12 protein-coding genes are annotated in these 14,549 nt (G+C 65.8%); 5 read left to right on the top strand and 7 right to left on the bottom strand.

The genetic code is table 11. From position 1 onward, the window contains the following. Positions 1–3: 3 nt before the first annotated feature. On the bottom strand, positions 4–777 hold the full coding sequence (locus tag CZ375_RS01070) for a hypothetical protein (protein WP_143803044.1): 774 nt from the start codon (positions 775–777) through the stop codon (positions 4–6). Between the two features lie 27 nt (positions 778–804). On the opposite strand from CZ375_RS01070, the gene CZ375_RS01065 reads away from it, so the two are divergent. After that, positions 805–1,836, top strand: a complete 1,032-nt coding sequence (locus CZ375_RS01065) for an asparaginase (protein WP_077597485.1) — start codon at positions 805–807, stop codon at positions 1,834–1,836. Positions 1,837–1,987: 151 nt separating this feature from the next. Then, positions 1,988–3,649 carry a putative manganese-dependent inorganic diphosphatase gene (locus tag CZ375_RS01060; protein WP_077597484.1) on the top strand — a complete coding sequence of 554 codons (1,662 nt, stop codon included), beginning with the start codon at positions 1,988–1,990 and terminating at the stop codon, positions 3,647–3,649. 140 nt (positions 3,650–3,789) lie between these two features. Here the strand turns inward: CZ375_RS01060 and CZ375_RS01055 are convergent, their stop codons facing one another. The 4 genes from CZ375_RS01055 to CZ375_RS01040 all read right to left on the bottom strand — a co-directional run bounded on the left by CZ375_RS01055 (position 3,790) and on the right by CZ375_RS01040 (position 8,584). Next, entirely contained in the window at positions 3,790–5,895 is a 2,106-nt protein-coding gene (locus tag CZ375_RS01055; protein ID WP_143803043.1) for an FtsX-like permease family protein, read from the bottom strand. Beyond that, positions 5,885–6,694 (bottom strand): ABC transporter ATP-binding protein, encoded by an 810-nt coding sequence (locus CZ375_RS01050; RefSeq protein ID WP_077597482.1) that lies wholly within the window; start codon positions 6,692–6,694, stop codon positions 5,885–5,887. The genes CZ375_RS01055 and CZ375_RS01050 overlap by 11 nt, the downstream gene beginning before the upstream one ends. 162 nt (positions 6,695–6,856) lie before the next feature. Then, entirely contained in the window at positions 6,857–7,909 is a 1,053-nt protein-coding gene (locus tag CZ375_RS01045) for a sensor histidine kinase (protein WP_143803042.1), read from the bottom strand. Positions 7,910–7,918: 9 nt separating this feature from the next. Further along, positions 7,919–8,584 carry a response regulator transcription factor gene (locus tag CZ375_RS01040; RefSeq protein WP_077597480.1) on the bottom strand — a complete coding sequence of 222 codons (666 nt, stop codon included), beginning with the start codon at positions 8,582–8,584 and terminating at the stop codon, positions 7,919–7,921. A 266-nt stretch (positions 8,585–8,850) separates the two neighbouring features. On the opposite strand from CZ375_RS01040, the gene CZ375_RS01035 reads away from it, so the two are divergent. Both CZ375_RS01035 and CZ375_RS01030 read left to right on the top strand, forming a co-directional pair. Further along, on the top strand, positions 8,851–10,281 hold the full coding sequence (locus CZ375_RS01035; protein WP_143803041.1) for a MurT ligase domain-containing protein: 1,431 nt from the start codon (positions 8,851–8,853) through the stop codon (positions 10,279–10,281). A 30-nt stretch (positions 10,282–10,311) separates the two neighbouring features. Then, positions 10,312–11,025: a hypothetical protein gene (locus CZ375_RS01030; protein ID WP_077597478.1), complete on the top strand. Its 714-nt coding sequence runs from the start codon at positions 10,312–10,314 to the stop codon at positions 11,023–11,025. Between the two features lie 38 nt (positions 11,026–11,063). On the opposite strand, the gene yfbR is transcribed toward CZ375_RS01030, so the two are convergent. Next, positions 11,064–11,663 (bottom strand): 5'-deoxynucleotidase, encoded by a 600-nt coding sequence (yfbR, locus tag CZ375_RS01025; protein WP_077597477.1) that lies wholly within the window; start codon positions 11,661–11,663, stop codon positions 11,064–11,066. A 108-nt stretch (positions 11,664–11,771) separates the two neighbouring features. Between yfbR and trmB the strand changes: the two genes are divergently transcribed. Beyond that, the gene (gene trmB / locus CZ375_RS01020; protein WP_077597476.1) at positions 11,772–12,599 is read left to right on the top strand and encodes a tRNA (guanine(46)-N(7))-methyltransferase TrmB; all 828 of its coding nucleotides are present in this window, start codon (positions 11,772–11,774) and stop codon (positions 12,597–12,599) included. A 265-nt stretch (positions 12,600–12,864) separates the two neighbouring features. Here trmB and CZ375_RS01015 read toward each other — a convergent pair whose 3' ends face one another. After that, positions 12,865–14,430 (bottom strand): RecQ family ATP-dependent DNA helicase, encoded by a 1,566-nt coding sequence (locus CZ375_RS01015; RefSeq protein ID WP_077597475.1) that lies wholly within the window; start codon positions 14,428–14,430, stop codon positions 12,865–12,867. Positions 14,431–14,549 lie beyond the last annotated feature (119 nt).

Here is a 14,549-nt window from a genome sequence, read left to right as displayed (position 1 = left end):
AGGCTAGAGAAGGTCGGACCTCTCAGAGAGGGCGCTGACGTCCGCATTGTCGTAGCTCCTCAGGTCCTTGGCCGCAGACACCGCCCTCTCACGTGCATCGAGGTAGTCCTGGATGTGACTCTTGACGTCTTCGGGCAGCTCGCTTGCGTCCGTGGTGCCGGCAGGAAGCTCCTGCGCGGAGCCGAGGTAGGCGTCCATGGCCTTGTTGAAGCTCTCGGCAAGGGCCTCGGTCGCGTCCGCGTCGCCGTTGTCCACGGCGGCTTGGTACTGCTTGAGCTGGTCGAGGAGGGCCTCCGCGTTCGACATGTGCCTGTCCAGGGCCGAGAGGTCTTCCTTGGCCTCCAGCTTGGCCGCCGCAAGCTGCCTTGCGGCCTCGTCCATGAACTCCTGGGCGTAGTCGACGCAGAACTTCAGCTGGTCCTTATCGATCTCGTCGATGTCGTCCGTCATGTTGAGCGTCGTAACCGCGGCCGAGACGCTTCCCTCGAAGAGGGCCAGGTTGTCACCCAGGCGGGCGAGGGCAGAGCTTCCCTGGTACCTCTCGTCCAGGGATGACACGAGCTCCCTGCCGGCCTCGAGCATCCCCCTGCGGGCGTCGATGCCCCTCTGCAGCGCGTCAAGAGCCCGCTTGTCGCTCGCGTCGAGCGCCGCTGCGGCCCTGACGGCGTCGACGGCGCGCTGGGCCTCGTCGATGGCAGGTGCCGCCTTGCCTCTTGCGAAGAGAGCCAGGACAACGGTGGCACAGACCGCGTTTGCTCGGCTAACATTGGGTGTCATGCGACGCATGGCGAGAGGGGCTGAGGAATGAAGCGCATCCTGGTCATAGCAACAGGGGGAACCATTGCCTCCGTCCCCCGGGGAGAGGGCCTTGCCCCACAGCTCACGGGCGCCGAGATAGCCACCTTCGTGCCGCAGGCCCAGGAGCTCTGCGAGCTGGGCTTCGTCCAGCCCATGAACATAGACAGCACCAACATGCGCCCGCGCGACTGGCTGCGCATCAGCCAGACGATCGTGGAGGCCTGGGATGGATGGGACGGCTTCGTGGTCCTACACGGGACGGACACCATGGCATACACCGCCGCCGCCCTGAGCTACCTCGTCCAGGGAAGCGAGAAGCCCATCGTGCTCACCGGTTCGCAGGAGCCCATGGCCGCTCCCTTCACCGATGCCAAGCTCAACCTGTACCAGTCCCTCCTCTACGCCTGCAGCGACGACAGCCGCGACGTGAGCGTGGTCTTCGGCGGTCGCGTCATCTGCGGCACCCGCGCCCACAAGCAGCGCACCATGAGCTACAACGCCTTCACCAGCGTGAACTATCCCTTGCCCGCCCTCATTCGCGGGTCTCGCATCGTGAGGGACGGCGGCATGGGCATGGCGCTCACGGCAGGGGGACGGGGCTTCCAAAGGGCGGGCGTCCGGCCCAAGACGTACGACCACCTCAACGAGCGCGTCATCGTGCTCAAGCTCACACCCGAGCTCAAGCCCAGCATCTTCGACCTCCTCAAGCGCGACTACGACGCGGTGATCCTCGAGACCTTTGGCATAGGCGGCATCCCCGAGCACGCCGACGAGTCCTTCGAGCGCGCCATATTCGACTGGATAGGCTCCGGTCGCTTCGTGGTGATGACCACCCAGGTGAACGAGGAGGGTCTTGACCTGGGCGTCTACGAGGTGGGGCACGCCTATGCCAACCACGATGCCATCCTGCGCGGAGGAGACATGTCCTGCGAGGCCCTGGTCGCCAAGACCATGTGGGTGCTGGGGCAGACCAAGGACCGCGCAGAGGCGAGCAGGCTCTTCTACCAGCCCGTAAACTGCGACCGCGTCACCGCATGACCCCAAGGCGCGGCCGTTGCGCGCTGTGATTGCGCAGATTGTCTCGTCTGGCGGGAAACGGCCCCCCGCCGTGGCACAATCCAATAAAGCCACCCATCCTGCCTGCGTGCAGGACGTGCCCATGCACGCCGAACCACCAAGGAGACGTCCCATGTCCGAGACCATCCGCAAGGTGAACGTCATCGGTCACCTGCACCCCGACACCGACAGCATCTGCGCCGCCATCAGCCTGGCCTACCTCAAGAACCAACTTGGCGGAGTGCAGCACGAGGCCAGGCGCGCCGGCACCATCAACCGAGAGACCGCCTTCGTCCTGAAGCACTTCGGGTTCGAGGAGCCCCAGCTCATCACCTCCGTGCGCCCGCAGATCAAGGACATCCAGATTCAGCGCATGGACGGGATCTGCCGCGAGATGAGCCTCTTTGCCGCCTGGAACCTCATGGGCGAGAGCAAGACCGACACCCTCTGCATCACCAACGAGAAGAACGAGCTCGAGGGCCTCATCTCGGTCAAGGACATCGCCAGCGCCAATATGGACATCTTTGACATCGGCGTGATCGCGAACTCCAAGACCCGCTTCGAGAACGTTCTCAGCACCCTCAAGGGCGAGATGGTCCTGGGGGACCCCAGCTCCGCCATATCCATCGGCAAGGTGGTCGTGGGCACCACCCCCGAGATGATGGACGGCAGGATCGAGAAGGGCGACACCGTCCTGGTCACCAACCGCTACGAGACCCAGCGCTTTGCCGTCGAGTCCGGTGCGGGCTGCCTCATCGTCTGCAACGGCGCACAGCTCTCCAACGTGGTGGTCGACGCCGCGCGCCACAACGGCTGCACCGTCATCACCACCCCGTACGACACCTATGCGGCCGCCCGCCTCATCTCCATGTCCATCCCCGTGCGCGCCAAGATGCTGCCCGCAGAGGACGTGCTGCGCTTCTCGGTGAACACCACCGTGGACGAGGCCCGCAAGACCATCACGCAGTCGCGCCACCGCTTCTTCCCCGTGCTCGACGAGGACGGGCGCTACGTGGGCATAGTCTCCACGCCCAACCTGCTCAACGTCACCAAGAAGCATGTGGTGATCGTGGACCACAATGAGCGCAGCCAGGCGGTCGATGGACTCGACCAGGCTGTCATCATGGAGATTGTGGACCACCACCGCATCGGCTCCATCGAGACCTCGGCGCCCGCGCGCTTCCGCAACGAGCCGGTGGGCTGCACCTGCACCATCCTCTACAGCATGTTCCAGGAGGAGGGCGTGGAGATCCCCAAGAACATCGCGGGCCTCATGATGAGCGCGATCCTCTCGGACACGCTCTGCTTCCGCTCCCCCACCTGCACCCCGCGCGACGAGAAGGCCGGACGGGCCCTGGCGGCCATCTGCGGGGAGGACGTGGACAGCTACGCCGACGCCATGTTCGACGCGGGGGCCGAGCTCACGGGCCGCACCGCCGAGGAGGTCTTCCACCAGGACTTCAAGGTGTTCTCCCGTGGCAGCGCGCGCTTTGGCGTGGGCCAGGGCAGCTTCATGACCGAGAACAGCCGCAAGGCCGCCGAGAGGCTCGTCGCCCCCTACCTGGAGGAGGGCGCCGCCGCCGACGAGCTGCCGCTGGTGTTCTACATGTTCACCGACGTGAAGAGCCAGACCACCGAGATGCTCTACTTCGGCCTGGGGGCCGAGGACATCGTGGCGCGCGCGTTCAACGTGAAGCCCGAGGGTGGCATTGCCGTGCTGCCCGGCGTGGTGAGCCGCAAGAAGCAGGTCATCCCCGCCCTCATGGCAACCCTGCAGGACGGACAGGACGACTAGCCCGCGACGCAGCTGCGCACCACCACAGGCGGCCCCGGCTCCGAGCGCATTCGGAGCCGGGGCCGCCTCTTGTGCGAGGCGAGGGGGGGCGGGATGCCGGTCGCGGTGGGCCAACGCGACGTATCACACGCCCCTGGCCGCTACAGGGCGTGGCGCGCCTCGGACAGGGACTTGCGCAGCACGGAGCACGCGGTATGGTAGCTGACCAGCAGGTACCCGCCGTACACCACCAGGAACACCCCCGCGATCAGCGCCCAGCTCGTGGCTCGGTCGACCAGCCCGAGGAGCTCGACCAGCTGGATGATCACCGAGAGCGCACAGATGGAATGCGCAAGGCCCACCAGCAGCGGCATCACGAACGAAACCGCCATCTGAGCGCGCAGCGAGCGGTACAGAGCGTCATCCGCACATCCCAGCTCGCTCAGGGTGCGGTAGCGCGCCACCGAGTCAGAAACGCCTGAGAGCTGCTGGATGGCAAGGATGGTGGCGCAGCTTACCACCAGCACGAAGCCGATGTAGATGGCCAGGTAGCTGATGATGCCCGAGAGGCCGTTGCCACCCGCCCGCGCCTCGGTGGCCGTCTGGGACATGGCTATGGGCAGGAGCTCGTTGCCCTCCTCGGTCTGGGAGTACTCGTCCAGCGCATCGCCAGCGCGCTCCATCAGCGCATCCGCCTTCTCGGCAGGCTTGTCGTACATGACGTTCAGGATGGACTGGTAGGCCGTTCCACCGGACACGAGCTCGTCGCTCACCACCAAGGTTCCTGGGTTCATGGAGAGCGGGGAAGTGTAGAACGCCGCGCCCCTGTCGCTTATCAGCCCCTTGGCTGCCGGCCTCAGCACGCGGCCACCCATGGTTATGGTGTAGCCCTGGTCAACCATGCCTTCGTACAGGCGCTGAACCGACGGCATCGTGCAGGTGACGAGATACTCGTCCGCCCCCAGCTCAACCGCGGGCATGCCCAGCAGCTTGCGCACGTTGTTGTAGTCTCCGAGCGACATGACGAAGAGGCCCAGGGTGTTTCCATTGGCATTCTCAAACCCACCTGGCAGGCGCATGCCAACCCTGCTGGCGATGGTGCTTAGGAGCACGTCATCAACGTTGTCAACGAGGTTCTGGGGGACGAAGAAGGTCAGCTGGCTGTGCCTTCCTGCCTCGGACACGTCAACTCCCCTCTCGCGCAGGACCTCCGCGATGTCCAGCGGCGCGGTGGGCGCGTTCCTGTTGCCTGGCGCACGGTAGCCCACGACGGAGGCGTCGAACACGGTGCTCATCTCGCTGTTGTGGTTGAGCATGGAACGGATGCCCATGCCACCCGTCACCGAGGTGATGGCCAGGAACAGCACCATGGAGACCGCCGCCATCGAGACGCAGTTGGTGTTGATCTGCGAGGAGAGCTGCCGCACCGAGAACATGTTGAGCCCGCGCCAGTAGAAGGAGCCGGAGCGCTGGGCCAGCAACACGAAGAGGCCGGAGAGGCCATAGAAGAGCGTGAAGGTGCCAATGACCACGAGGGCGGTGGTGAGGGAGAAGTCCAGCGTCGTCGTGTTGGCGGAGAACGCCGGGAAACCCTGGTGCACCAGCCTCCAGTACGCGACTCCCACCAGGGCGCAGCCCAGGGCGAAGAGCGCGGCCGAGAGGGGCAGGCTCCTCACGCGCATCTCCTCGCTGCGCCTGCCGCTGCCCATGAGCTCGACGAGCTTGGCCTTGCGCAAGGTGCGCAGGTTGAGCAGGGCCATGAGCACGAAGGTGAGCACGAAGGACGCCAGGGTTATGGCAAGAGCCTCCCCCGAGAAGAAGAACTTGAACTGCGTGACGCTGCTGCGAAACATAGCCGCCGTCAGGAAGAGGAGCAGCTGCGAGAGCAGCAGGCCCAGGGCAACGCCCACGGCAAGCGAGAGCATGGCAACCACCAGCGTCTCCACCAGGATGATGCGCGAGACCTGAGAGCGTCGCATGCCCAACACCTGGTACAGGCCCAGCTCCTTGGTGCGGCGGCGCATGAGGAAGTTGTTGGCGTAGACCATAAGGAAGCCCATGACCAGGGCAAGGGCGACCGTGAGCCCGCTCACCAGGAAGGAGAAGTTGCGCACGGCCTGGCGCAGGTCGTCCTGGAAGAACTGGGTCTGGACGCCAATGGTGTTGAAGGCGTAGAACACCGAGACGCCCAGCACCAGGGTGACGAAGTACACGCTGTAGTCGCGTGCGGACTTGCGGATGTTGCCCAGCGCGATCCTAGCGAGCATCTGCGCCACCGCCAATCGTGGCCACTACCTCCATGATGCGGTCGAAGAACTGGCGGCGGTCCATATCGCCGCGCACCAGCTCGGTGTAGAGCCGACCGTCACGGATGAACACCACGCGCTGGCACCAGCTCGCCGCGAACTCGTCGTGCGTGACCATGAGCACCGTGGCGTCGCTGACGCTGTTGAGGCTCTGGAGGCTCTCGAGGAGGACCTGGGCGTTCTTGGAGTCAAGGGCGCCCGTTGGCTCGTCGGCAAGCACGAGGGCGGGGTTTCCCACCAGCGCGCGAGCCGCAGCGACGCGCTGGCGCTGGCCACCGGACATCTGATAGGGGTGCTTCTCAAGGACCTCCCTGACGCCCAGGCCGCGCGCGATCGCCTCGACCCTGGCGGAGATCTCTGCGGCGGGAACGTGCCCGATGCTCAGCGGCAACGCGATGTTCTCGCGGGCGGTGAGCGTGTCAAGCAGGTTGGAGTCCTGGAAGATGAAGCCCAGCTTCTCTCGACGGAAGTCCGCGAGTCCGCGCTGGGAGAGGCGCGAGGTGTCCTGCCCCTCCACGAAGACGATGCCCGAGGTGGGCATGTCAATGGTGGCGATGCAGTTGAGCAGGGTAGACTTGCCCGATCCTGAGGGCCCCATGATGGCCACGAACTCCCCGCGCCGCACGGTGAGGCTCACGCCCGCGAGCGCGCGCGTGGTGCTGGCCTTGCTGCCGTAGGACTTCTCAAGGTTTGACACCCTCAGCACGGGCAGGTCAGGACGCTGGGCGGCCGAGGTTGACAGGTGCTTGCTTTCTGGCATGGCGCTCTCCTTCCATAGCCGCGCCGGCTGCGGGCCAAGCGGCGGCGATAGCTTCTCGTTGCTTGGGCACCATGATGCGAAGGCGGGCCTTTGGCTGCCATAGGCAGAGCTTACCGGCACCTTACGTTTTCGTAAGGAGCGGCATGCGGGCGAGAGGGCGCGTCAGCCCAGGCGGTCAAGCCCCTGGCGTGGGAAGGAGAGCGTCACGCGCGTCCAGCTTCCCTGCTCGCTCTCCATGCGAACCAGGACGCCCATCTTCTCGCAGAGCATCCGTACCAGATAGAGGCCAAGACCCGTGGAGCGGCTGCGGGACCGGCCGTTTGCCCCCGTGAACCCACGGTCGAACACGCGCCCCAAATCAGACTGGGCGATCCCGCATCCGTTGTCCTCCACGCTGAGCTCAACCAGCTCCTCTGCCGTGCCCTCCCCCAGCACGCTGGCCGAGAAGGAGATGCGCGGGGCGTGCTCGCCCGTCCCTGGCATGCGGCGGTAGCGCACCGCATTGTCCAGTATCTGCCCCAGGATGAACACCATCCACTTCGAGTCGCAGGCCACGATGACACCGCGATCGCCCAGGCCCTCCAGGTCCACGGACATGCCGCTGGCGATGAGGCTCTGCCGGCGTGCCCTGAGGGCGCAACGCACCAGCCAGCCGAGGTCGCAGCGGCGAATCAGGTAGTCGTTCTCCAGGGAGGAGCTGCGCGCATAGAAGAGCGCCTGCTCTATGTAGTCGTCAACCCGGCCAAGCTCCACCGCGAGCGGGCGCAGGCGGGGGTCCGCCAGGTTCTCCAGCATGAGGTGGGCGGCCGAGAGGGGCGTCTTCACCTCGTGCACCCAGGTCTCCACGTAGCGACGGTAGTCCACCACCTCCGCGCGCGACTCCCCCACACGGGCACGCATCTCTCGCGCCACGCGCGCAAGCGCAGACCAGGCGAGGTCGCCCTCCAGATAGCCAGGCTGCGGAAGCTCCGCCACCTGCGCCAGGACGTCGCCCTCGCCCTCCGCGAGCCGTCTCAGGGCACGCACGAAACGCCTCTCTCGCAGGTAGTTGGAAAGCCCCGCAATCGAAAGCAGGCAGCCAAGCAGCAGGCAGACCAGAAGGGAGGGGTCCCTCTCAAGGCCGAGGGCCCTCAGCAGCAGGTAGCAGGAAGAGACCGCCAGCATCCCCGCCCCCGCAGAGACCGGGTGGGCGCGAAGATAGCCTGCCAGGCTCACGGTCGCCGCCTAGACCGAGTAGCCCTGGCCGCGATGGGTCAGGACGTAGTCGCGCACGTCGATCCTGGCAAGGGTCTGACGCAGGCGGTTCATGTTGACCGTAAGCGTGTTGTCGTCCACGAAGGCGTCGGAGTTCCAGAGCGCCTCCATGAGCTCCTCCCTCGAGACGATGCCTCCCTCGCGACGCATGAGCAGCTCGAGAATACGCAGCTCGTTCTTGGTGAGCTCGCAGCTTCTCTCGCCCGCGCTGGCCACGGAGCGAGAGAGGTCAAGCGTCACGCCCCTCCACTGGACGCTGCGGCCCTGCCCCGCAGACAGGCTGCGTCGCAGGATCGCGTCGATGTGGGCCAGCAGGATCTGGCCGTTGTAGGGCTTGGCGAGGAAGGCGTCCGCACCAAGCGAGAGGCTCATGAGCTCGTCGAGCTCCGAGGCGCGGCTGGTGAGCACCATGATCGGGAGCGTGCTGCGCTGACGGATCTCGCGCGCGACGTACTGGCCGTCCGTGCCAGGAAGGCCAAGGTCGAGCAGGACCAGGTCAGGCGAGAGGGCCAGGACGTCTGCGGCAACGCCCGAGAAGCGCTCCACGCAGACCGGCTCGTGGCCCGCGTGGCGCAGGAGTTCCACGAGCTGCCCGCGCACCGCGGCGTCGTCCTCTATGACACAGACCCTTGCCATGCCGTCCCCACAACCCCAGGCGCCCGCGCATCATTCCTTCGACGGACGCTTTTGCCTCAAGGCCAGCGTACCACGGGGCAAAAGCCACAGGAAAATTTTTTCTATGGGTCATAACAACGTTCCCCCAGATGGGTTTCAGAAAGAACCTCAGAGGATTTTTTCTGTGGCAGCCGCGGCGCACGAGGGCGGCAGCCCCTCGCGGAAAAAGCCTCCACATGGGTCGAATATAATCTGTGGCCACGGTCACCAGAAGAAAGGGGGCTCTCGTGACGTCACAGACTGCTGCGCGGCCTAACAACGGCACGCGCGGACCTCGGTTCTACATGGGCATGCTTGCCGGCAAGGCACTGGCGGCGGGCCTGAGGCTCGCCCACCGAAACGCGGGGCAGATGCCAGGCGTCCTCGCCTGTGCCGCAGACCCCGAGTTCATGAGCAGGCTCACGCTGCCCGCCCAGACCCTCATGGTCACCGGAAGCAACGGCAAGACGACCACCACCAACCTCATCGACGACATCTTCACCGCCACGGGGCATGCCCCGGTGGACAACAGGGCCGGCGGCAACATCAACACGGGCATAGCCAGCACGCTGCTCAAGAACTCCAAGGTCAACGGCAAGCCGCGCAACCAGCTGGCCGTCATGGAGATAGACGAGAGATCCTGCAAGCTGGTGCTCCCGCAGATCACTCCCAACTACCTGCTCTGCACCAACCTCTACCGCGACCAGTTCGTGCGCAGCGCCCACGTGGGCTACGTGTTTGACATCGTCTCCCGCAGCATCCCCAAGGACACGCACCTGATCCTGAACGCGGACGACATGATCTCTGGCCGCCTGGCGCCTGGCAACGAGCGTACCTACTTCGGCATCGCCCATCTGCCCATGGACACCCCCGCCCCCGACAGCGTGGTGAGCGACCTCAACGCCTGCCCCCAGTGCGGCGGACGCCTGGAGTACGACTGGTGCCACATGGGCCATCTGGGCAAGGTGCGCTGCACCAACTGCGGCTGCACCAACCCGCAACCGGACTTCGAGCTCGTCGACGCCGACCTCGAGGCGCGCAGCTGCGTGGTGCGCGAGAACGCAGGCGGCGGCGCCGAGAGCACGTACCCGCTGGTGGGAACCAGCATGGCAGACCTCTACAACGAGCTCGCGGCCATCACGGCAGCGCGTCTCATGGGCCTGCTGCCTGCACAAATCGCCTGCGCCCTCAAGGGTGCGCGCGTGGTCTCCTCTCGCTACGACGAGACCACCGTCTGCGGAAAGCGCCTGGTCAACGTGATGGCAAAGTCCGAGAGCGGCATGCCAGTCTCCAACGCGCTCCTCACCATCCAGCGTCAGCCGGGACCAAAGACCGTGGTGGTGCTGCCCAACGACGTGCACAAGGAGCAGGACCCAACCACCACGGAGTTCACCGGCTGGATCTACGAGGCGGACTACGGCCGTCTGGCAGACCCGCTGGTGAAGCACATCGTCATTGGCGGCCAGCGCGCCTACGACTTCGCCCTGCGCATGTACCTCGAGGGCGTCGACCCCAGCATCGTGACCATCGTGGACAGCTTCGACGACGCCGCCGACGCGGTTGACTTCAGCGACGTGGACAGCGTCTGCTGGGCCCGCGACTTCTACTGCACGGAGATCTCTCAGCGAAGCGTCGAGAGGGTCGCCGAGCGCATCAGGGCCGCCCAGCCCCAGGCCTAGCCTGAGCCCGCCAGAACAGAGGGAGTAGACGTGCTTATAGAGAGCCTGTATCCGGAGTTTTGCACCCAGTCGGGTGACAACGGCAACATGATGTACGTGAAGGCCTGCCTGCCCGACGCCGAGCTGGTGGAGACCCACCTCATGGACCGGCCCGCCTTCGTGGACAGAAGGCCGGACTTCATGTACCTGGGCAACATGACCGAGCTGGAGCAGGAGCGCGTGATCGCGGACCTGCTCCCCCATCGCGAGCGCCTGATCGAGCTCATAGAGGACGGCGTGCCCATGCTCGTGACGGGAAACGCCGCGGAGCTCTTCGGCTCGCGCATCGTGGACGTCCGCGACGGCGAAATCACCTGCCTGGACATCCTGCCCTTCGAGACGAGGCGAGACATGGACTCGCGCGTCTGGGGCATGGTCATGGGCAAGTTCGAGGGCTTCGACCTCATTGGCTACAAGGCCCAGTTCACACAGGCCTTCGGCCAGAACGAGGGCGAGGCGGTGTTCAAGTGCGAGAGGGGCTTCGGCCTCAACCGGCAGAGCGAGTACGAGGGCTTCCACCGCAAGAACCTCATCCTCACCTGGATGCTGGGGCCCCTCCTGCCCTCGAACCCCCGCCTCATGCGCTATCTGCTTGACCTCATGGGCGCGCCCGAGGTGCCGGTGGCCTTCCTCGAGACAGCCGAGAGGGCCTACGAGGTCCGCCTGGCGGAGTTCAAGGACCCGCGCATAGACATCACGGACTAGGCACGAGGCATCCGTGCGCAAAGACGGCGCTCGACCGGCTACAGCAGCTGGTCGAGCGTCTTTCCGTAGGAAGGCAGGAACTCGTCCATGAAGTCTCCCAGCTCGGGAAGCTCCTGACGCAGGCCCTCCAGGCACGCACGCGTCGATGCCTCGGCCGTGAAAAACTCGGTGTTGCCCGCAGCGCGCTCGTCCAGGCATTTGATGAGAGCCGAGAGCTTGTCGGCGGCCTTCACGAGGCGGTCCAGGTAGCGCCCCTCCTCGCTGTCAGCCGGCGAGAAGACCTCCTCGAAGGCGGGACGCAGGTCGTCGGGCAGGGTGGAGAGCAGCCTCTTCTCGGCGGCCGCCTCCACGTCCTTGTAGGCGCTGCGTATGTCGCCGTTGAAGTACTTGACCGGCGTTGGCATGTCTCCCGTGATGATCTCTGACGCATCGTGGTACATGCCCCTAAGCGCGGCTTTCCCGGCATCGAGCGCACGTCCGTAGCGCACGCGCCCGATCACGCAGAGCATGTGGGCGATCATGGCCACCTCGAGCGAGTGCTCGCTGAGGTTCTCGGCGCGGGAGTTGCGCATGAGCGCCCAACGGTCTATGTACTTGAGACGGGAGAGTATTGCGGGGAAGTGAGACTGCTCTGCCATGTCTGGCCTTTCTCTGGCGGTGTTCTTGCACCATCCTAACCGCTGGGCAGGACACTAAGCTATGGCTGTCCGCACCGCAGCCGACCCGCCACGCGAAAGGCATCGCCCATGCACGCACTGCACGCCAGGCTTCCCAAGAACTTCGTGCTCGAGGAGCGTCTCGAGCGCTACTCCAGCGCCATAGAGCTCTGCCCGCAGAGCCTGGCAGGGCGCTGGCGCGAGGCCTGCCAGCCGCTGGGCGATGGCGCGCGCTTCGGGCGGCTGGTGCTTGACCTTGGCTGCGGCAAGGGAGGCTTTGCCGCCGAGAGCGCCCGTCGCGAGCCGGGCACGCTCTTCGTGGGGATAGACGCCGAGCCCATCTGCATAGCCTATGCCGCGCAGAAGGCCGTAGAGGGAGGGCTTGACAACCTGGTGCTCGTCGGCGGCCAGGGATCTGCCGTGAGGAGCTACTTCGCACCTGGCGAGGTGAGCCGCGTCATCTTGAACTTCCCCACTCCCTTTCCCAAGAAGAAGGAGGCCAGCCAGCGCCTCACCCACCTCAACCAGCTGCTCATCTACCGAGACATCTTGGACCCCGAGGGCAGCGTCCTCTTCAAGACTGACAGCCAGCCCCTCTTCGACTTCTCTCTCACGCAGTTTGAGCTGGCGGGCTTCAACGTGGTGTGGCAGAGCAGCGACGCGCGCGCGGAGAGACCGGGCGACCCAATGAGCTGGTACGAGGAGAGGCTCTCGAAACAGGGGGCCACGGTGTACGCACTGGAGGCGAGGCTGGGCGGCGCTCCGGCCCGCGAAACAGATGGCAGCGTTGCCCAGACCGCCGAGCTCAGCCTGGCGGAGTACCTGCCGCAGGATCTCTCGCAGCTCTCCTACGTGCCGCATGGCATGCAAGGCACCGTCACCAACCTGCGCAACTGGCGCCTGCGCCACGACGCGTAGGCGAGAGACCCTCGCCCACGGAAATGTGCACGACAGGGAAGGCGGCACGGCTCTCGGGCGGGCTTTCTTGTTTTCTACCTCAATACCAAGCCAAGAAAGGGTAAAAAGTGAGGCAAGAAACAAGATGCCTTGCCCAAAGCACTCAGGGAGCGACACGAGAGGCCCTCGCCACAACGCGATGCCGATTGCGCTTTGCCGGGCGAGAGGGACAGCGACCACGGCGGCGGAGGCAACTCCGGAGTGATGGCACAAGAGCCCACCGCGGCTAGGCCAGAATCTCCCCCAGGAAGGCCTCGCCGTAGCGGCGCAGCTTCACCTCTCCCACGCCGGACACCTCATGCAGCTCGTCCAGGCTCTGGGGGTGCCTGCGCACCATGGCGCGCAGCGTCGCATCAGAGAAAACCACGTATGGGGGCACGCTCGCCTCGTCCGCCAGCCGTTTGCGCAGGGCGCGCAGGCGCTGGAACAGGGCCTCGTCCTCGTCTCCCACCTCGTACTCGCTGGGCAGCTCGCGTTCGCGCAGGCCGCGGCCAAAGGTCGTGCGCGCCCTTTCCGCACGCAGATAGCGCTCGGGCCCCTCTCCCAGGCACACGGAGCATGCGCCACAGCCTCTCTCGCCGCCAGCCTCCCCAAGCCCCTGCCCAAAGTACGAGAGGATTCGCCCCCTCAGGCAGGAGTCGCTCATCGCGTAGCCGATCATGGAGGAGAGAAGCCTCTCTCGCTGAGCCATGAGATGTTCCGCCTGAGCATTCGAGATGCCCTCGGGCAGGTCGGAGTGCTCGAGAAGGAAGTGGCAGGTACGAATGTCCCCCTTGCTCCACAGCAGGTAGCACTCCGCAGGCTCGCCGTCGCGCCCGGCGCGACCTGCCTCCTGGTAGTACTCCTCGAGCGAGAGGGGCAGGCCCACGTTGATCACGAAGCGCACGTCAGACTTGTCTATGCCCATGCCGAAGGCGTTCGTCGCCACCATCACCTGCACTTCGTCTCGGGCGAAGTCCTCCTGCGCACGCAGGCGGGAGGCGTTGTCGTAGCCCGCATGGTAGGCAGCCGCGCGCACGCCAGCCGCGCGGAGGGCCTCGGCCAGCTCGTCCACCTGCTTGCGCGTGCTGGCATACACGATGCCGCTCTGCCCCGCATGCGCACGAACGTACGAGACGATCCACTGGCGTCGCCTCTTCGGCGTCAGCTCAAAGGAGAAGAAGCGCAGGTTGGGCCTGTCAAGGCTGCTCAGCTGCTGATACGGGGAGCGCAGCCCGAGGAGCCCCACCACATCCCTGCGGACGCGCTCGGTGGCCGTGGCGGTCAGCGCCATCACCGGAGGGCGATGCGGCAGCGCGCCCACAAACGAGGCGACCTCGCGATAGGCCGGCCTGAAGTCCTGGCCCCACTGGCTCACGCAGTGCGCCTCGTCCACGGCAAGCAAAGGCACGCTGGCGGCAGCGGCAAAGTCCCTGAAGCGCTGGTCGCGCAGGCGCTCGGGTGCCACGCACATGATGTCGTACCAGCCGTCCAGCGCGCGCCGCATGACGATCTCCTGCTGTCGCGCATTGAGGCTAGAGTTGAGGTAGGAGCCCCGTATGCCCGCCTCCCTCAGAGAGCGCACCTGGTCTCCCATGAGCGAGATGAGCGGGGAGACCACCAGCACGAGCCCCGGCAAAAGGGCGGCCGGGATCTGGTAGCAGATGGACTTGCCCGTCCCCGTAGGCATCACGGCCAGGCTGTCCCTGCCAGAGAGCGCAGCCAGGATGACCTCGCCCTGCCCCGGGCGGAAGTCAGAGTAGCCGAAGTGCTGCCGCAGCGCCTCCCGTGCCTCGCCCATGCCCTGGGACATCCCTGCCGTCGCCCTCACCCCCCCGTCGCCAACCTCCGGAACTGCCAGCTTACACAAATCCCCAACAGCTGGGTACCGCTCAGGCGGCCCGGCGCCCCCTGCGCCCTCACTGGGTAGAC

This window comes from Olsenella urininfantis (assembly GCF_900155635.1).
Taxonomy (GTDB): Bacteria; Actinomycetota; Coriobacteriia; order Coriobacteriales; family Atopobiaceae; genus Olsenella_G; species Olsenella_G urininfantis.
The sequence above is the reverse complement of the archived record's forward strand: the minus strand, read 5'-3'. Positions and strand labels throughout refer to the sequence as shown.